The organism is Shewanella sp. 3_MG-2023 (assembly GCF_030548765.1).
GTDB lineage: Bacteria > Pseudomonadota > Gammaproteobacteria > Enterobacterales > Shewanellaceae > Shewanella.
The window spans coordinates 102,169-120,875 of record NZ_JAUOSH010000002.1 but is presented as its reverse complement, the minus strand read 5'-3'; the positions used below and the strand labels follow the sequence as shown (position 1 = coordinate 120,875).

Here is an 18,707-nt window from a genome sequence, read left to right as displayed (position 1 = left end):
ATCCAGCATTCAGCATTCAACATCTAACATCTAACATCTAACACCTAACACCTAGCATTTCAGCTGCTTGCTTTATATCCTGATCTAATCGCCTTGTTTGATTCAATGTCTGTTTCGTTATTTATAAGCGACTTTCCACCATGGCTAACATCATCTTTATGACTTAGTGATGGGGGCTGATACTTTTAAATCTGCGTAAAAATGAAAGGCTACCTAATGAGGTAGCCTTTGTGTGAAGCGTTATCACGATTATGTGGCCACCGTTTATGTGGTCAAACCTTCTGTTGAGAGGATGAGCTCTTTAATTGCTTGGTAATATTTCACGTAACCAGTGCAGCGACATACATGCTCCCCTAAAGACTCAAGTATGACAGCTTCTACATCCGCTTTGTTAATGGGTGATTTTTGCAATTTTTCTATCAGTAGCGTGGTTTCATTGGTGAAGCCTGAAGTGCACCAGCCACATTGAAAGGCAAAATGCTTGATGAATGACTCTTGTACTGGGCTAAGTTGAATGATTTCACCCATGTCATTGGTTTTAGCATGGCCTTCAATGGTTCTGATTTTAAAGTTGTTGAATGCATGAGCACCCGAGATACAAGTTCTTACTGTGCTACTACTGCCATCATCATTATCAACGATCACTACACAAGCATGGCAAATGCCTTCACCACAACCAAATTTTGTTCCAGTCATATTGAGATATTCATGAAGAAACTCAATCATCATGACATCCGTGCCTACATCGATAGGGCCGACTAATTTTCCGTTAATTGTTAAACTGATATCACTCATAATTAAATAGCCTTCAATATGTCTTGTGGTGTAATCGGTAGATGATAAAAACGCTGGTTTGTTGCTTGATAGATAGCTTCCACTAATGCAGGTACCACAGGGATCATCACGACCTCGGCAACACCTTTTGAGTCATCTGAATCTGACAATGGTGGCATAATGGTATGCTTCATATTCCATACACCATTATGTTTTGCAAAAGGAACTTGGTAACGGTCTAGGTTCCATTTACCTGTTCCTGCTCCTGTTTCGTCATCAGGTAGGTATTCATATAATGCGTGTCCAACGCCCATTGTTAGCCCGCCTTCAAGCTGACCTTCAACGAGTTCTTTAACATGGACATTTCCCGGTTCAATCCAACTATGGGTGCGCAATATCTCTACATTCCCTTGCTGCTTGTCAATGGCAATCTCAACCAAGGTTGCACAAGGGGTGTAGTAAGTGACCATGGCATTGTTCATATTGGTTTTAGGGTAATTGACTGATAGACGTTTTATGACTTGATAGCCTGCAGCATTGTATTGCTGCTTTTGCTCTGCTGTTGCGCCAATACCATATTGAATAGCAATTGCATCTAACGGAAAGTTTTGTTTTTTACCGTTAATGTCAAAATCAGCGGTTGCCCATTCCCAGCGATTAAAGGCATGGGTCATGACAGAGGTGATTAATCCCATGGCATGGGCTTTTTTGGCAAGTAGTGCAAAAGGGATAGGTTGCTGGCCTGCTAGCACCATAGCGCCCTTATCCCAGCTGTATTTTACCGTAGCAGGATCAATTTTTGCTGTGCTCTGACCATTGATGATAGCGGCAGCAGCGGGTATTAAGCTGTATTGTAGAATAAATTTTGCAGCCTGAGCGGTAGCATGGCTTTGAAAAAAGGATGACTGACTGGCTGATGAGGCCATTCCTATGGCAGGTGTCCATGTGGGTTTTTTAGACATTTCATCTTGATGGGCTTGAGACATAGTGTATGGATTGTCGTTTTCAATTAACTCCATGGCATCAAATTCTTGAATCTTTGCCATATGGACTTCATCAGCCATATTACCAAGGTACTTGGCTATTAATGCCCCTTGGGATGTTTCGGTTCCCGTGCCCATTTCAATTGAGCAAACTTGGATAACAATTTTACCTTCGGGGGTGATGGCAACCGAAGCCGATGGTGCCTCAGCTCCCGTTCCGTAATCTTTGGTGGCAATCCCAAAGCCGACGCCATACATTTTAGTTGGGTTGGCTTTTTCAAAGTCTGCTTTGTTTTGTTGTCGATTAACCCAGATATCATGCTTTTCAGCTAAATCGAGCATTTCGACGTAGCGTGCTTTACCGTTAGGCGTCGCGCCTTGGGTATTTTTTTGTCCAGTTTTAAAGGCATTAATTCTTCGTAATTCAAAGGTATCAATATCTAACGCTTCGGCAGCTTCATTGATCATCATTTCCATCGCGCCCATGGACTGCAGTGTGCCATAGCCCCGCATAGATCCTGCGTGAGGGGTTGCTGAAGGGTGACACCAGGCTTGGATATCATTTCTTGGTAAGTAATAAATACTCTGAATTGCACTGGCGCCGACCATGGTAACCGAATCAGAAAAATTCTTTCTTCCTCCTCCGGCTAGTACCATATTGGTGACTAATCCAGTTATTTTCTTGGTTTTTTTATCAAAAGCCAGTTTGTGATCCATGTTAAACGTATGGCGTTTCAAACCTGATTGAAATTGTTGAAAACGATCATTGGCGATTCGCACTGGATTGGTACTATAAAGTGAGGCAATAATGCCGTAATACGGGAAAATGGTATGATCTTTAGCGCCAAAGCCACCACCAATATAAGGGGTGTGGACGATAAGCTCTTTAATGGAAACACTTAGGGGACTTTTTGCTAATACCTCACCGGCTTGTGCGTAAAAGTCTTGGGGGGATTGAGAGCAAATGACCACGTGTAATCTGGCGTTGTTTTTATCAAACCAACCATTAAATGCTTCAGGTTCTAACATCATGGGTTCAATTGATTGGGTCGTGAAATTTTTATCAATCACTAACCAGTCTGGATTAGTTAAATCATTTTGTAACTCACTGGCGTAATACATGGCCTTTTCGGCACTATTACCTGATGGGTTAATACTGGCACTCCAAACTGGTTTATGATTTTCATAATCAGGGAAAATTAATCCATCATGCAAAGTACTGTATTTATCTTCTGCGTCGCTGCCACCGTCGCCTTGTTGTCGAATGATACGCCAACAAGCATAGGGATCTTGGTTGGCGGTGACTAACGGAGTTGATTCGCCCCATTTGAAAATCGCGTCATTAAACTCAATTGCAGCTTTGGCTTGTTTATATTTTATGAATGTATCAAACAGTAAAATGGCGACTTCATGACCTTGATAATCTGGAGTGTTACCTAATGGTAATAGCATGTTTTTGCCATAGAAATCGGGTAACTTAAGTTGGTTGTCTTTTAGGGTTTTAGCAGTAATAGTAAAGTAAGGTTTGGCATTATCAGGAATACTTGAAAGGTCTAAATCAACGAGAATTTTATCAGCTCGGTTGACCCTAATAATATGTGCATAATGTTGTTTTTTAGGCCAGTCAGGGATGTCCTGAGCGCGATAGTCACGGCCGTAAATTTTCTGTCCGGTGACTTTTTCTATCGCATCATAGCGATAAGCGGGTTTAGCGCCAACATTCCATTTGGCTTTTAATTGCTCTGAGGTGGTTGCGGCGAAAGCTTTATTTTTATCAAAAATCATTGGTGCGCTGTATACCGCAACACCACCAATCACACATTTTTTAATGAAACCTCGACGTGACAAATCCGTGTTACCTGTGTTCATAGTAAAATCCCAAAATGATGCGCACTTTATGTTTAAATGCATTAAATAACGTTAATCGACAAATCTATAAAAATTATAGTAGAAGCAAATAAAGATGGATGAGTTTTAATACATTGATTTACGTAAGATTTATCAGAGAATATGGTGTAATTGATTTTAAGTTATTGTTTTTATGTTGTTTATGTTGTTTATGTTGTTGGCGGCTAGATTGGCGATTGTGGTTTTCATACCTTATCTTTATTCTTTTACAAGAATATCGCAGAGGTGATGTCTGGCGGATTGAAATTATTCGAAGACGTGATTTAGAATGAGGAGAATTAAGTGAGCAATAGACAATTAATACTACTGCTTAGAACCAGTATTACCATTGGTATTTGCTTAATTTTACTTGGGATTTATTTACACAACTTTAATGATACCGTAGCCGCAATGGGCGTTAAGGGAATTATCATCAGTTCGATGTGTGTCGCTTTTGGCATGGTGCTGTCACTGCCAACTAAAATGTATTTAACCTTTATTTTGGTTGCTAGAGAAGCAAATAAAAAAGACTCATCCGAATGATGCTATCTGGCGGTGAGCGCAAGTTCATTCTCAGCCTCAACTGCAACTTTTGCCTCAAGCTTAACTTAAGTCTTATTCTTCACAAGATACCTTTTGGCGACACACTTGGTTTCTACCGGCTTTTTTCGCTTGGTACAAACAGCGATCGGCTAAGGTTAAAAGCTTGGTTTTATTAACTAGGTGACGCTGATTGGCACTAACACTTACCACCCCAGCGGATGCTGACAGAAACCCGGTTGCTGAATCACTATGCTCAATCTCGAGCCGTTTAAGCTGCATGGGGAGATCTTCAAGCCAGTGCTTATTTTGATTTGAACTGACAGAAACCAAAATAAATTCTTCGCCACCAAAGCGCACCACCATATCGGCACCTTGGTTTGAAAGTAACTGGGCAAAGCTGACCAAGGCTTTATCGCCCATTAAATGCCCGTAGCGGTCATTATATTTTTTAAAGTGGTCAATATCGATCATCGCCAATGAAAGGTACTGCCCCTGTTTTAAATTGTGTAACAGAGTCGAGAATTGCTTATCGAAATTATAGCGATTATGAATCCCTGTTAACTTATCAGTTTGCGCTTTTTGTGTTTGAATTAACTCGTATTTATATTGTTTTCTCAGCAGTACATCCGTTTGATATTGCATCGCGGTCATGATAGCAACTGTTATCACATAGAAGTTTATACTCCAAATGATATCCACCTCGGTGTTGAATTGGATTATAAGCAGAGCAACACCCAGTAACAGCCAAATAATGAACTTTTGACCTAAGTGAAGTATGGGAATGGCTGTAATAAAAATGGCTGACAGCATAGGGCCGCCTTCATGGAGCTCTTGATGGTTAATAGCATAGCTATAAAAGAATAAACCATTGATGAGGGTAAACAGCACCGCAAAAAATAACAGTATCGAATCAAGGTAACAGGTGGCTGATTTTTTAATACTGAAAATCATTACCATTGCAATTAGGAGGCTGACAATACGGGTTAAGATGTCGGCGAAAGTATAATTAGTGGCTGCAAATGAAGATAGGGTAAAAAATAGCAACACCGTAATTAAGATGTAACTCATCATTACTGCATTTGTGCGTGAGCGTTGATTTAAAGATTGTTGAAATGATAGTTCTGCCTCTTTATCTAACACCCACTTAGCAGGTAACCATTTCATTATTGACTTCCTTAGATTAATACTACGAGATACGACTCAAACCCTCAGTTAACATTATAGTATTAGTTAATTTTTTAGTTAATTTTTATTTCGCATTTTGGCTACTTGATCGATTATTTTATGATTAATCTCGTGACTATTAGTTAGACAGTATTGCATGAATACCCTCTATTCATGCTGTTGCTTTACAAGCCTGATACAGAACTTTAGGGCATATTGGGGCAAGTCTTCTTATTAACTATCTTGTTAATAATCTCAGTAAATTGAGTTACATTGTGGATTTGCTGCTGGTCAATATTGATATGCTCTAACGCAAGTTCAATATTAAGGTTATCAAGTTCTAGTTGCGCGATTAGCGACTTTGCATCTAGCTCTATATGCTCTAGGGTTAAGATAAGAAAGTCATTGCCAAACACTCTAAAAATTAACGACTCTGGCAAAAATGCAGTTAACTTGTTGGCTATAAAGGTAAGTTTTTTATCACCTTCGAGCCAGCCGTGGGTTTTATTGTATTGACCAAAATTGAACAAACTGATGACGTAACAGCAATGATAATGTTTGCTAAATAGCTCTTCGTTTAACGTGATAACGTGCTCTAGATATCGATAGTTATATAAACCGGTAAGCGAATCTTTGTAATAATAGGCAAGCCTTGCTTCTTCAAACTCATCCTTTAAATAATTATGATCAACAGGAATTAGATTAGCACTCTCTAGCACTGGCACAGCTGCTTTTACCGTTTCAGGGCAAAATTGTTTACCTGCCAGCGCCTTTATTTCTGCGATAGCTTCTTGTTTCGATTTACTCATTTTATAGATACGTTTTGAGGTCATTGCATCAAAGGCGTCAACTAAAATGAGAATATGAGAAAGTGGGCAGATCTGTTTGCCTTTAAGTCCCCGAGGGTAACCCGTCCCATCATAGTGTTCATGATGGCACCTGATGATTTCAGCATGTTTTTTAAAGGCTTTAATCGATACCAGTAGCTTGTAGCCGCTGTCTAAATGCTGCTGAATAATTTTGTATTCTTGCGAGGTGAGTTTACCTGGTTTTAGTAGAATACTATCGGGTGTAGATATCTTACCTATGTCATGCATGATTGCTGATTCATAGAGGATTTCCACTTCAGCATTACTAAAGCCCATCTCTTTAGCTATCATCACTGAGTATTGTGCAACCCGCCGCGTATGACCAGCGGTGTAGCTATCGCGCCGCTCCACTAAATCAAGCATAGATGATAGTACTTGACGGTAGTTTTTTACATCTTGTTGCTTGTGTTTTAGTGCCAGCTCTCGCTCTTTGCTATTAAGGGCATTTCTTTCTATCACGTATAAACATATAACCAGTAACACGGATAAAAAGATGGCGATAATGGCGACCAGATTATTGTAAAAATTGAGCTCAACCATCAGCTTGTTGATCTCTTGATCTACTGCAAATTCTAAATCATCCACATATACCCCTGTGGCGATAATCCAATCAAAAGGCTTATATAATTTGGCATAGGCCAGTTTTTTAACGATTTCATCATTGGTATTACGTTTGAAATAATACTCGAAGTAAACTTCACCTTGAGCATTAATGCCATCAAGCTCCATCTGGAAGGGGTAGTTACCTTTGATGTCTTGACTGAGGGTTGATAATAGCTGCCCTTCGGTTTCAGGCTGGCTAGGGTGAACTTTTCTAATGGCAAAGTCATCACCACCGGCGTAATTAATCACTTCATTTACCCAAACGTAGGTTTCTGGGTTCTGCAGTTTAATTAGCCTAATAAAGGCAGCGATCCTTTTTTTCGCTTCATTGATAACTTGAGGTGGTAATAATGACAGTGTCATTTGCATATCATCAGCAATCGCTGTGTTAATACTTATTTCAGCCAAGGTATTGTCTGGCTTAGAGGAGTGTAAACTTGGCTTATGGGATGACTGACAAAGAGCTTGTCCTGATTGTGTTAATTGGTATTGAAACTCATCATCGTCAGCGGCTAAAGTTTGTAGCACTTGGCAGCGTTGATGTTCAGGGGTGTTATTAAGGACTAATTTGAATTGTTGCGAATGCGTTTGTAGATTAGTTTGTTGTTTTTGGTATTCGCGCTTAAGGGTTGCTTCAGCTGCGATATGCACCGATGAAACAAGATCAGTAATATGCTCTTTTTTTAATTTAAATAAGTTTTCGCTGATAAGCTGTTTTTGCTTATCGATGACAAAATCTTCTGAGCGATTATCTAGATACAGAATTGATATACAGAATGAAAATACAATCAGTCCAAATAATAATGACTTTCTTAAATGCAGGTTAATCATATCTATAAGTCGCCCCTTATTAAGTTATTGTGACTAATAAGGGCTGATGGAAGCACAGGGGCGTAATATGCCACTAAGTGCTTGAGGTGTTTGATGCTAGCTGCGCGTATAACGTCAGAAGGTCTTGTAAAATAGCGAAGAATAACAACATAAGTGGTTTGAAAGGCATTGGCCTGAGTAATGCTATCTATTACAGAGGCATCAGCTAACGTGACATATTCTAACGTGACGTCTAGTAAACTAAGATTGAGTAAAGTGAAAAATTGGCTCATCCTTAATCACCTCTAAAAACTCCATTAACTAAACAATAGCGCATTTATTAGTGAAGTTACAACTAAGTTAACCAAAGGGATTGCTGAAATTTTTCAAAGTTAGATATTATTGATTTAATTCAAAAAATATAGCTTGTCACAAGGTGATCTTTCTAGGCAGTTATGGCTAAAAATTCCTATTTACAGGTCAAGGATGAGTTAAAATGACTGGCTAGAGCAATATAACCGCGAACAATTATTTACCGCTTTTGCCGCTAATGCTGCCAAGTATTCCCCGCAAAATTTGTTTGCCAAACTTACTGCCCACCGCGCGTGCAGCTTGTTTTGAAAAGCTCTGTACTAGACCTTGACGGCGCTTGGTGCCAAATAGCAATTCGCTAAACCAATTGCTTTGTTCATCCTCGCTATCTTTTTGGGGTGTTGAGCTTGGTTTTTTTGGGGTAGACTTTTTAGTGTCAGCTTTTTCTATAGGAGGCTTGGCATCAGGGGCTTTTTCAAGTTGCTCGAGTTGATTGAGGCGTTCATAAGCCGACTCGCGATTAATGGCGATATCATAATGATTGCCGATAGGGCTTTGGGCGCGACAAGCATTACGCTCAGTCAGTGTTAATGGCCCCATACGACAGCGGGGCGGGGATATCAGCGTTTGCTCAACCATACTGGGCACACCATTATCTTGTAAGGTTGATACTAAGGCCTCACCCACGGCTAAGCTCGAAATCACTGCGGTGATATCCAGTTTAGGATTTACCACAAAGGTTTCAGCGGCGGCGCGAACCGATTTTTGGTCCCTTGGTGTATAAGCCCGCAAAGCATGTTGAATACGATTACCCAATTGCCCCAATATCGCATCGGGTATATCGTCAGGAAATTGTGAGCAAAAATACACCCCAACCCCTTTAGAGCGGATTAGGCGCATAATTTGCTCGATACGCTTAAGTAGATGATCTGGGCTATCCTCAAACAGTAAATGGGCTTCATCGATAAAAAAGGCCAACTTAGGTTTATCGGCATCGCCGACCTCAGGCAGGTTTTCGTATAGCTCTGATAACAACCATAGTATAAAACTGGCATATAAATTTGGGGTTAATACTAATTTATCTGCCGCCAGAATATTGATTAAGCCATGGTTTTGCTCATCAACGCCCATGATGTCACTTAGCTCAAGGGCGGGCTCGCCAAAGAAAACCTCACCACCGTCACGCTTTAAACTCATCAGCGAGCGCTGAATCGCCGCTAATGATTGCGCACTGACTAAACCGTATTCAGCACTGATGGTTTTACGCTCTTTTGAGACCAAGGTCAGAAGCGCTTTAAGGTCGTCTAAATCCAGCAGTAATAAGCCTCGGCTATCGGCTAAGGCAAAAACGATGTCTAAAATGCTGCTTTGGATGTCATTTAGCCCCAGCATTCTGGCTAATAATGTTGGCCCCATTTCACTGACGGTGGTGCGAATAGGGTGACCTTGCTGGCCGAGTAAGTCCCAAAAAACGCATGGATTAGCTTGGGGGCTGAAATTGCTAATACCAATTTTATCAGCGCGGGCTAATAGTTTATCTGACACCTTGCCTGCAGCGGCTAGACCTGAAATATCCCCTTTAATATCAGTAACAAAAACCGGCACACCTTGACGGGAAAAGTTTTCAGCTAACATCATCAGCGAGACCGTTTTACCCGTACCTGTCGCTCCTGCAATTAAGCCATGACGATTACCATAACGCAGTTGTAGCTCAACGGGATTATCGCCTTTACCTATCAATATCGTGTTTGTTGAACTTTGTTTCATTGTCGCTCCTTGCAGATATTGCTTTAGGTAAAAGCACAAAGGGGTGATGGTTAACGCTTATGTAATACGTTTATGGCAATAACAGTGTAGAACAAGAATGTAAAATAAGAATGTCGAATTGATTGGCTGGCGCACAAACGCTGTGGCCGCTAAGTAGCATGTCGCTAGCGAGTGATTCATTTTTGTAGCGCTATAAAATCTATAGCTCATACGAATAATAAAAAATTATCGTTTTAAGAATTTTTAATAATTATTTTAATCCTCTCCATTGCCGTAAACTAGCCCTATTAAATCAACGCAAGCGTTTTAGATTGTTATTTTGTTATCACTACTAACAGCGCTTTCATCTCTGTGAAGCTAAGGGCAAATTATGAAATTTTTACACACTATGATCAGAGTTGCAGATCTTGAAAAATCGATTGAATTTTATACTGATGTGCTGGGTATGAGTGTGCTCGATAGAGCTGAAAACACTGAATATCGTTATACCTTAGTGTTTGTTGGTTATGCCGATCAGCCAGATGGCACTAGCATTGAGCTGACTTACAACTGGGATACAGACCAGTATGATATGGGTAATGCCTTTGGTCATTTAGCCTTAGGTGTGGATGATATTTACGCTGCTTGCGACAAGATTAAAGATTTAGGCGGAAAAGTCACTCGTGAGCCCGGCCCTGTAAAAGGCGGCGCGACGCACATCGCATTCATCACTGACCCTGATAACTATCAAATTGAGCTGATTCAACTGAGCTAACTGAACCGAGCTAACTGAACTGAGCTCGTTATCTCAAAGCCCTATTACATCGGCTGCTCAATGACCCATTTTTCGAGGAATGACAACATGAAACAAGCATTATTTCAAACGCTGCAACTAGGCCGTCATACACTAACCAACCGCATTGTAATGCCACCAATGACCCGTTCACGTGCTTCACAGCCAGGAAACTTGGCTAATGACATGATGGCAAAATATTATGCTCAGCGCGCACAAGCGGGTTTAATTGTGGCTGAAGGCACGCAGATTTCTGCAATGGGTCAAGGTTATGCTTGGACACCGGGTATTTACAGCCCTGAACAAATTGCGGGTTGGAAAAAAACCACTGATTTAGTTCATCAACAAGGCGGGGTTATTTTTGCTCAGCTTTGGCACGTTGGCCGCGTTACTCACCCTGATAATATTGGTGGCGAGCAACCTATTTCATCTTCTGCCCTTAAAGCTGAAAATGTAAAAGTCTTTATCGACAACGGCACCCAAGAGCCTGGTTTTGTTGATGTGGTTGAGCCACGGGCAATGACCAAAGCAGATATTAAAGCTGTGATTGAAGAATATCGTCAAGCGGCGCTTAATGCGATTGAAGCGGGTTTTGATGGCATTGAATTACATGCTGCTAACGGTTATTTAATTAACCAGTTTATTGATTCAGAGGCGAATAACCGCACCGATGAATACGGCGGCTCAGTAGAAAACCGTTTACGTTTTTTAAGTGAAGTGGTTGGCGCTATGATTGAGGCGATTGGCGCTGACAGAGTTGGGGTGCGTTTAGCTCCATTTACTTCATTAAATGGCACCGTTGATGCTAACCCTGTTGAAACTTACACTGCTGCAGCAGCGTTATTAAATACCCATAAGATTGTGTATTTACATATTGCAGAAGTGGATTGGGATGATGCTCCTGAAACCCCAGCAGGCTTTAAAAAAGCGGTACGTGAAGCATATCAAGGGGTACTCATTTATGCCGGTAAGTATAACGCCGATACCGCAGAGCAAGCGATACAAGATGGCTTAGTGGATATGGTTGGTTTTGGCCGCCCATTTGTGGCAAACCCAGATTTACCTAACCGTATTAAGCATGGTTACCCATTGGCTGCGCATGATCCAGCCACCTTATTTGGTGGTGATGAGAAAGGCTTAACTGATTATTGTGAGTATGCTAGCAACTAATGCCTATAAAGCGCACGCTTGCTAGTTAAGCAGTCGCTAAACAGGTTAAAATATAATAGCCACTTTACTTCACTGTAAAGTGGCTATTTTACTATATGAGGGGGTGGTTAAGCTAACCGCTAATACCTTTCTTTTTATCAATGCATGACGATCCATGCATATTGATACAGCACTTTAGTTAATCTTATTTTCACTGCGGCCTGCTTGTTTTAGGCGCTGATGAGCTGTGTCTGTTTCAATATTACTCTAGAGAATTATCAATGCGCGGAGCGTTATATTTATTTATTGCCACCTTGTTGGCTGCTGTTGGCTGGATTTCGTCAAAGCTTGTGGTTGATGAAATGCCCGGCGAAGTGTTTATTGCTAGCCGCTTTATGTTAGCTAGTCTGATTTTATTACCTTTTTGCTATAAAAGTATTTGGCGATTAAGAGCCAAGCAGTTGCTATTAGCCTGCGGAGTAGGCATTTTCTTGGGGATGTCGTTACAGATTTGGGTGTTTGCGGTATCGATCAGTAATAGCCTGTCTGAAGGGGCATTTATCATGAGTTTAGCGATGATCATTGCGCCTATGACCGCCTGGGTTTTGTTTAAAGTTAAGCCTCACCGCGCATTTTGGTTAGCTTTACCCATCAGTGTGGTAGGGATGATGTTACTGAGTTTAAGTAATGGCTGGCAAGTGGAGACCAGTCAATGGTATTTCTTACTTGCCTCTTCATTGCTGTCTGTTCATTTTGTGTTGAACAAAAAAATTAGTCTCAGTATTAAGCCACTTGATTCGATATGTTTACAGCTATTTATGGTTGGCTTAGTTGCTGCTGTGTATGTTGCCTTTACCCAGCAATTAAGCTTTGAGGTCAATGATAGTTTGATATTTTGGTTTGTGGTTTCTACTGTTATCGCTACGTCAGTGCGTTATGTATTTCAGACTCTAGGCCAGTATCAAGTTAAGATGGAAACCGCGGCATTGATTATGATTTTAGAGCCTATTTGGACCATGATCTTAAGCTTTAGTCTGTTAGATGAGCAAATTTCGCTGCAAAAAGTTATTGGCGGTGCGCTGATTTTTATATCCCTAAGTGTTTATATTAAGCTGTCTAAGCCACCTAAAAACGCTAACTGATGCACTAACAACAAAAAGCCAGTCGTGAGACTGGCTTTTTAGTTAAGGCTCTACAGACCGATTAGAGCTGGTTTAAGTATTTCTCAACGCTGGCAAGTTCACGCTGCTTTAAGCTGACGCAGTTTTTAACACTTTCATCGAGCTTGGCTAAGGTACGGCCAAACTCAGGTGTTTGCGCGACTTTTGGCTTAAAGAATGTGTTGGTTGTATCCAGTGCCGCTAAATCACAACCGCTACCGGTAAACGATGGGATCATCGCCACCGCAAAGGGAGGTAGTTTCGCTTTTATGGCGCTGAAGTTAGCATAGATCCAATCTCTAAAGCGTTGTTTACGCTCATCGGTATAAGCTTGCCCTGCAAAGATATAGCGTAAATCTGGCGCATTGACTTTATCGGTCAAACTATAAGCTAGCACGCTGTTTTGTAGTTTTTCAGTAGGCGCATAGCCTAAGGCATACATTAAACGAGTGCGTTTTTGCGGGTCTTTCGTTACCTCAAATTCAGCTTTTACTTTCGCTAATACCTTACTGTCACCAAAATACACTGCAATATTGAGGTAAGTGCCGATAAGGTACTGGTCAACATCGTTATTACCATTAAGGTACAAGTCAGCTTGTTTTTTAGCGGTTGCAATGGTGGTTTTATCTTTGGCTTCAAAAGCTAATAAGTTAATCAATGTTGGACGTAACTTACTAATAGATGATTTTTCATCAACTTTTGCAGTAACACCGTACTTCTCGATTGCGCTTTGTGCTCTTGAGGCAATGAACTTAGCCCATAGCTCTTGGTTGGTGTCATCAATAAAGGTGCGTTTTTGAGATTGTAAGTAACCTAATGCGGCAGAGACGATTTGCGGATGTTGGTCATCAATAAATGCGCCTAAAATATTCAGTAACTCACCACCTGAGATAAAGCCGGCATCTAATAAGGCATCAGCTGCTGAGATCAAGGCTTTACGCTCACGAGCTGTAAGCTGGGTTTTAGCATTGGCTAATAAGTTGCTCATTTGTGTTTCATCTAACAACCAGCGGTAGTAACCCATGGCGTCTGAATCTGGATAAATCCAATCAGGACTGAATGCTAATTTGATGGTTTGCGATTGACTGGTGAGTAAAATGGTTTCGGTTGCAACTTTGTCACCTTTACCGTATTTAACCGATACTGGCACAGTCCAAGACTGCTTTGCAGCTACAGTGCCAGCATTTACAAAGCGGCTTTGTTTAAGGGTTAGCTTATCACCTGCTAATGACACATCGATTAAAGGGTAAGATGATTGTTCAATAAAGGTGCTTAAGATACTGCCAACATCTTTACCAGAGGCTTTTGATAAGGCATTCCAAAGATCATCAGCTTCAGTATTTTGAAAGGCATGATCTTTAATGTATTGACGAATACCCTTATTAAATTCAGCCTCGCCGATATAGTTTTCTACCATATCTAGCACTGCTTCGCCTTTACTATAGGCAAGGCCTAAACCGTCCATAATGTCGGCTTCGGTTTTAATGGGCTTGCGGATAGGCTTGGTCGATACCCGTGCATCTAATGACATCACGTAGTTTTTGGATAATGCTAAGTTAGATTCAAACTCAGGATGAATTTGTTCGGTGATTTTAGCCGCCATCCAGCTGGCAAAAGCTTCGTTTAACCATAGGTCATTCCACCATTGCATGGTCACTAGGTTACCGTACCATTGGTGTGCTAGCTCGTGGGCAATAATTGAAACGGCAGTTTTTTTGCTATTTTGGCTGGCGGTTTGCTCATCAACTAACAAAATATCTTCACGATAAGTGACTAAGCCTGCGTTTTCCATCGCCCCAAAAGGAAACTCAGGTACGGCAACGCTATCAAGCTTTTGATAAGGGTAATCGACCCCAAAATAATCTTCTAATGCACTAAGCACTAACGGCATTTGCTCGGCTGCATATTTGGCTAGCTCGATTTTCCCCTTAGTGGTTATTACGCGCCCTGGGACTTTCATGCCTGTGACTTCAATTTCTTCAAATTGACCCACAGCATAAGCAACAAGGTAAGAGGATATTGGCTTGGTTTGAGCAAATACGTGAGTTGTCAGGCCATCTTTGGTTGCAACTGAAAGCTCTGGGGTATTGCTGTAAACCTTTTCAGTACTTGGGGCTGTGATGGTGACTTGAAAAGGGATTTTATATTCTGGTTCATCAAAGCTTGGAAAACTGCGGCGCGCATCACTCATTTCAAACTGGGTAAATAAGTAGGGCAGGCCGCCATCAATGGTTTTATACAGGCCGACAGATTGACGGTTATAAGGGGCTGTGAAATCCATTGAGAAAGAATATGCACCAGGTTCGATAGTATGTGGGCAGTTAAACAAAACCACCCCAGTATCTTGCATGATTACATCTAGTTGGCAGTCTTTGTTGTTAGCTGATTTGGCATCTAACTGGATATTGCTAGCAGTATATTCTAAACCGTTAAGCTGTAATTGCTTAGTGGCTTGGAGTACTTCAATTTGAATTTCAGTGCTGCCTGAAAACTGATCTTTTACTGGATCTAAGTTGAGCTTAATACTTTGTGATAGTGGCTTGGCGACTTTACTTAGCACGTATTCATTGGCTAAGGCGTCGGTACTTCCCACAAATGAGAGCGTAACCAGTCCCGCAGTGACGATTCGATACATGTTATTTCCTGTTGTTTTAATTATCATTCCATGATGTTTAATGGCATTGATTAGGATTGAGTGACTATTAGCGTTTTTATTGATAACGATTGTATTCATAACGCTTGTATTGGAACCATTGCATTGATGATTCTATAAGGTCATTTAAAGCTGACGCTGATTATAACAAGTTAACAGCTAAGCGGTAACTTACGAGCATCATTTAAGTTAGGGTTGTTGTAACAATTGATGACTTGCTTAGAGTATTTAGTGTGATTACTTAGAGTAGCGCTTGATTGAAGCATCATCTAATCCCAGCTTGGCTAACATTGCTACATATCGAGGCGTGTGACGTATAGCTGCAAACCTTGGGTCATGTTTGGCGAAAATCAGGCAATTTGATTGGTATTCTACGGCTTGTTCTAGCAGCGGAAATACCTTTTCAGTTTGGCCCATTAACGCGAATATCACCGCCGTTTCATAGGGGCACATGTACAGCTGTTGTTGTGTCGCCTGTTTTATTAATGGCAACACCTTATCTTTATATCCGCCAGCGGCATAAGCTTGGGCCAATAGAATTAAGGGGAATGGGTCTTGATGACTCAAGGCAACCCCTTGCCTTGCCAGTTTAATACTTTGTTCTATATTGCCATTAATGTAGTGGGCTACAGATAAGCTCAGTAATGGGTAGGGCATTTGAGGATGTTGTTGTATTTTGCGTTTACCCCAAGCGATTGCAGCGTCAACTTCACCGACCATCATTAACGCCCATAAGCCCCATTCGGCTATCTCTTGATTTAATGGGTCTAAATGGTCTGCTCGCGCCACTGATTGCTGTACTTTTTCAGCTTCACCGAGTGCAGTGTAGTACAGGGCAAACCCGAGTTCTGTCAGAGCAAGATTAGGGTCTATCTTCTTTGCTCTGTTAAGCATTATCCAAGCATCTTCCCATAACATGGCATGAATATAAGCCATACCTAATGACGCTTGAACGCTTGCTGAGTTAGGATTGATAGCCAGCAGCTCAGTGGCTGAAGCAATGACTTTGGGCAGTACATCTTTGGGTTTTTCAAATGAAATCATTAATATTCGATAAGCATTGGATTTAGCAATGTAGGCAGCTTCAAAATTTTCATCTAAGGCGATGGCTTGGGAGTACAAGTCAATCGCTAGCAACACTGAATCATGGCTCATCTGAGCTTGTTGGTATTGGCCTTGAACATATCGCTCATATGCGACTAAGTTGCTGGTGGGAACTTGAGCTAATTTCGCTTTTTCATCTTCAAGTATAATCACCTGTAACGATGTGGATACTGAGGAAGCAATGTCATTTTGAGCACTGAATAAATTAGTTTTATCCACGTTAATGTCAAAGCTGCCTTCCCAAACGACTGCACCGTTATCAATATTTTCTAATTCCACAGTAAAGCGTACATCACCATTGTTCGCTGTTTTTACTACCCCATCGAGTACAAAGGTCACTTCTGGTAATTGCTCTTTGATATGAGCACGCGTTTTGTTTGATTTAAAGGTAAATGCTGATGGCGGCGGCACCACCTTTATTCCTGATACTTTGCGTAAATCTTGAATTAGTTCTCGGGTTATTTGGTCGGCAAAAGGCTGCCATTGGCTAACGTCATTACTTGAAACTGACATAGGCGTAATGAGTAAATAGGGCTGCTTTATTACTGCTGTTGAGGGAGCGCTTTGATAATAAATGCCGCTGACAATAATCAGTATGATGAATAAAATCAGGCTAACGATTGTGACTGTTGATTTTAGTGCAGGTGTTTGTTTGCTGCTTACTGTTGTTTGACTCTGCTTTGGGGGGTTAACAGGCACTATTTGAGCCGGTGAAGCGGCTAAGTGCTTATCTGAATTTGCGCTAATAGATGTTTCAAAAGATGCTTGAACCGGTATATTTAGCGACTCTTTTACAGATTCTTCTACATCAGCGATGAAATGGTAGCCTCTGGATCTGATGGTTTTAATGACTTTTTGCTGTTCACCATCATCCGCTAAGGTTTTGCGGGCGGTTTTAATATGATTACTGAGGGTGGTGTCAGTGACTTCTCGCCCAGCCCATATTTGGCTCAACAGCTCGTCCCGAGAAATAATACGCTGCCTATTTTCAATAAGGTAAATAATTAAGTCATAGACCTTAGGCTCTACCGATAAAACATGGCTATCTTTACGGATCTCATACCGATCAGTATCAATCTCGATATTGTTAAATCGAAACAGCATAGATAATCCCTTATTTTATAGACATGAACAACGGTATTCAGAGCAGAAATAGCTAGGATCCATTCTAGCTGACTATTTGCCTTTTTTTGATCAACTTACGCTAAGCGAATGGCACGCTTGAGCTAATTAATACTAAATCGTTAGCTAACCATCATGTTTGTTACTGTGTTATTGCCAATAATGACACTTCTTAAAAATTGAAAATACATTAAGGAGTGCGATTATGCCTACGCCACTAGAAATTCTGCTGGACCCAGTTTCTTTAGCGTTGCTGGGAATATATTTGGGCCTGATGCTGCTTGAAGCAATTAAGCCTGCCCAGCATCAAGCAAAGGTTAAAGGCTGGTATGCTAAATCACTGTTGGTGTTTATTTGCTATTTTTACCTTTCGACTTATTTACCCTTGATATGGGATAAGTATTTATTGCCTTATCAATTGGTCAATCTGCAGCAGTTAAACCCATTGGCGAGTACCATTATTGCCGTGCTGGTTTTCGAACTTGGTATTTATGTATGGCATCGGAGTATGCACCGAACGCCACTGCTGTGGCGAACCTTCCATCAGATGCATCATAGCGCCGAAAGGTTAGACTCATTTGGGGCTTTTTATTTTAGCCCACTAGATATGATTGGCTTTACATTAGTTGGCAGTATTAGCCTTAATGTGTTTGTGGGTTTATCACCGCAGGCAATTAGTTGGTTTTTATACATCACCATGTTTCTCGCCGTATTTCAACACACCAATATTAGCACTCCTCAGTGGCTTGGATATATTATTCAGCGACCTGAAAGCCATTCTGTGCATCATCAAAAAGGCCTACATAGGTATAATTATTCTGACCTGCCTATTTTTGATATTTTGTTTGGCACCTTTAAAAACCCGCCAGGCTTTGTTAACGAAATCGGCTTTTATCAAGGCGCCTCTTCCAGAGTGAAGGACTTGCTATTATGTCGTGATATTTCTAAGCCCTGATGCTATCAGGCATATTTAACGGCTGAACAGACAGTAAAGGCTATCGGTTTAGCCTACTTTATGTTCGGCTTTGTTCGTTA

The 18,707-nt window shown here is 41.0% G+C and carries 13 protein-coding genes; 5 read left to right on the top strand and 8 right to left on the bottom strand.

Annotated elements, in window-relative coordinates; translation table 11 throughout:
• Positions 1 to 264: 264 nt before the first annotated feature.
• Positions 265 to 798 (bottom strand): (2Fe-2S)-binding protein, encoded by a 534-nt coding sequence (locus Q4591_RS01790; RefSeq protein ID WP_368501192.1) that lies wholly within the window; start codon positions 796 to 798, stop codon positions 265 to 267.
• A complete protein-coding gene (locus tag Q4591_RS01785; RefSeq protein WP_102477043.1) occupies positions 798 to 3,626 on the bottom strand; it encodes a xanthine dehydrogenase family protein molybdopterin-binding subunit in 2,829 nt (942 codons plus the stop codon). The genes Q4591_RS01790 and Q4591_RS01785 overlap by 1 nt, the downstream gene beginning before the upstream one ends.
• 321 nt (positions 3,627 to 3,947) lie before the next feature.
• On the opposite strand from Q4591_RS01785, the gene Q4591_RS01780 reads away from it, so the two are divergent.
• Positions 3,948 to 4,187, top strand: coding sequence for a hypothetical protein (locus tag Q4591_RS01780; RefSeq protein WP_102477044.1), 240 nt, complete (start codon positions 3,948 to 3,950; stop codon positions 4,185 to 4,187).
• A gap of 72 nt (positions 4,188 to 4,259) precedes the next feature.
• Here the strand turns inward: Q4591_RS01780 and Q4591_RS01775 are convergent, their stop codons facing one another.
• The 4 genes from Q4591_RS01775 to Q4591_RS01760 form a co-directional block, all read right to left on the bottom strand.
• Positions 4,260 to 5,351 (bottom strand): GGDEF domain-containing protein, encoded by a 1,092-nt coding sequence (locus Q4591_RS01775; protein WP_102531019.1) that lies wholly within the window; start codon positions 5,349 to 5,351, stop codon positions 4,260 to 4,262.
• 206 nt (positions 5,352 to 5,557) lie between these two features.
• A complete protein-coding gene (locus tag Q4591_RS01770; protein ID WP_102477046.1) occupies positions 5,558 to 7,654 on the bottom strand; it encodes an HD domain-containing phosphohydrolase in 2,097 nt (698 codons plus the stop codon).
• 2 nt (positions 7,655 to 7,656) lie between these two features.
• Entirely contained in the window at positions 7,657 to 7,926 is a 270-nt protein-coding gene (locus tag Q4591_RS01765) for a hypothetical protein (RefSeq protein WP_303410649.1), read from the bottom strand.
• A 235-nt stretch (positions 7,927 to 8,161) separates the two neighbouring features.
• Positions 8,162 to 9,712, bottom strand: coding sequence for a helicase HerA-like domain-containing protein (locus Q4591_RS01760; protein WP_102477047.1), 1,551 nt, complete (start codon positions 9,710 to 9,712; stop codon positions 8,162 to 8,164).
• 370 nt (positions 9,713 to 10,082) lie between these two features.
• On the opposite strand from Q4591_RS01760, the gene gloA reads away from it, so the two are divergent.
• From gloA to Q4591_RS01745, 3 genes are all read left to right on the top strand, one after another.
• The gene (gene gloA / locus Q4591_RS01755; RefSeq protein WP_102439116.1) at positions 10,083 to 10,466 is read left to right on the top strand and encodes a lactoylglutathione lyase; all 384 of its coding nucleotides are present in this window, start codon (positions 10,083 to 10,085) and stop codon (positions 10,464 to 10,466) included.
• A gap of 87 nt (positions 10,467 to 10,553) precedes the next feature.
• Positions 10,554 to 11,654 (top strand): alkene reductase, encoded by a 1,101-nt coding sequence (locus Q4591_RS01750; protein WP_102477049.1) that lies wholly within the window; start codon positions 10,554 to 10,556, stop codon positions 11,652 to 11,654.
• Positions 11,655 to 11,914: 260 nt separating this feature from the next.
• On the top strand, positions 11,915 to 12,775 hold the full coding sequence (locus Q4591_RS01745) for a DMT family transporter (protein ID WP_102477050.1): 861 nt from the start codon (positions 11,915 to 11,917) through the stop codon (positions 12,773 to 12,775).
• A gap of 61 nt (positions 12,776 to 12,836) precedes the next feature.
• On the opposite strand, the gene Q4591_RS01740 is transcribed toward Q4591_RS01745, so the two are convergent.
• Both Q4591_RS01740 and Q4591_RS01735 read right to left on the bottom strand, forming a co-directional pair.
• Entirely contained in the window at positions 12,837 to 15,428 is a 2,592-nt protein-coding gene (locus Q4591_RS01740; protein ID WP_303459028.1) for a M1 family metallopeptidase, read from the bottom strand.
• A gap of 255 nt (positions 15,429 to 15,683) precedes the next feature.
• The gene (locus tag Q4591_RS01735; RefSeq protein WP_303459026.1) at positions 15,684 to 17,654 is read right to left on the bottom strand and encodes a winged helix-turn-helix domain-containing protein; all 1,971 of its coding nucleotides are present in this window, start codon (positions 17,652 to 17,654) and stop codon (positions 15,684 to 15,686) included.
• 223 nt (positions 17,655 to 17,877) lie between these two features.
• Here Q4591_RS01735 and Q4591_RS01730 point away from each other — a divergent pair, with 223 nt between their 5' ends.
• The gene (locus tag Q4591_RS01730; RefSeq protein ID WP_102477053.1) at positions 17,878 to 18,627 is read left to right on the top strand and encodes a sterol desaturase family protein; all 750 of its coding nucleotides are present in this window, start codon (positions 17,878 to 17,880) and stop codon (positions 18,625 to 18,627) included.
• Positions 18,628 to 18,707: the final 80 nt, after the last annotated feature.

What these genes read in the sequence shown, in the direction of transcription:
- Q4591_RS01785 (WP_102477043.1), bottom strand. Translation starts at nt 3,626, where the DNA reads ATGAACACAGGTAACACGGATTTGTCACGTCGAGGTTTCATTAAAAAA.
- Q4591_RS01775 (WP_102531019.1), bottom strand. Translation starts at nt 5,351, where the DNA reads ATGAAATGGTTACCTGCTAAGTGGGTGTTAGATAAAGAGGCAGAACTA.
- Q4591_RS01770 (WP_102477046.1), bottom strand. Translation starts at nt 7,654, where the DNA reads ATGATTAACCTGCATTTAAGAAAGTCATTATTATTTGGACTGATTGTA.
- Q4591_RS01765 (WP_303410649.1), bottom strand. Translation starts at nt 7,926, where the DNA reads ATGAGCCAATTTTTCACTTTACTCAATCTTAGTTTACTAGACGTCACG.
- Q4591_RS01760 (WP_102477047.1), bottom strand. Translation starts at nt 9,712, where the DNA reads ATGAAACAAAGTTCAACAAACACGATATTGATAGGTAAAGGCGATAAT.
- gloA (WP_102439116.1), top strand. Translation starts at nt 10,083, where the DNA reads ATGAAATTTTTACACACTATGATCAGAGTTGCAGATCTTGAAAAATCG.
- Q4591_RS01750 (WP_102477049.1), top strand. Translation starts at nt 10,554, where the DNA reads ATGAAACAAGCATTATTTCAAACGCTGCAACTAGGCCGTCATACACTA.
- Q4591_RS01745 (WP_102477050.1), top strand. Translation starts at nt 11,915, where the DNA reads ATGCGCGGAGCGTTATATTTATTTATTGCCACCTTGTTGGCTGCTGTT.
- Q4591_RS01740 (WP_303459028.1), bottom strand. Translation starts at nt 15,428, where the DNA reads ATGTATCGAATCGTCACTGCGGGACTGGTTACGCTCTCATTTGTGGGA.
- Q4591_RS01735 (WP_303459026.1), bottom strand. Translation starts at nt 17,654, where the DNA reads ATGCTGTTTCGATTTAACAATATCGAGATTGATACTGATCGGTATGAG.
- Q4591_RS01730 (WP_102477053.1), top strand. Translation starts at nt 17,878, where the DNA reads ATGCCTACGCCACTAGAAATTCTGCTGGACCCAGTTTCTTTAGCGTTG.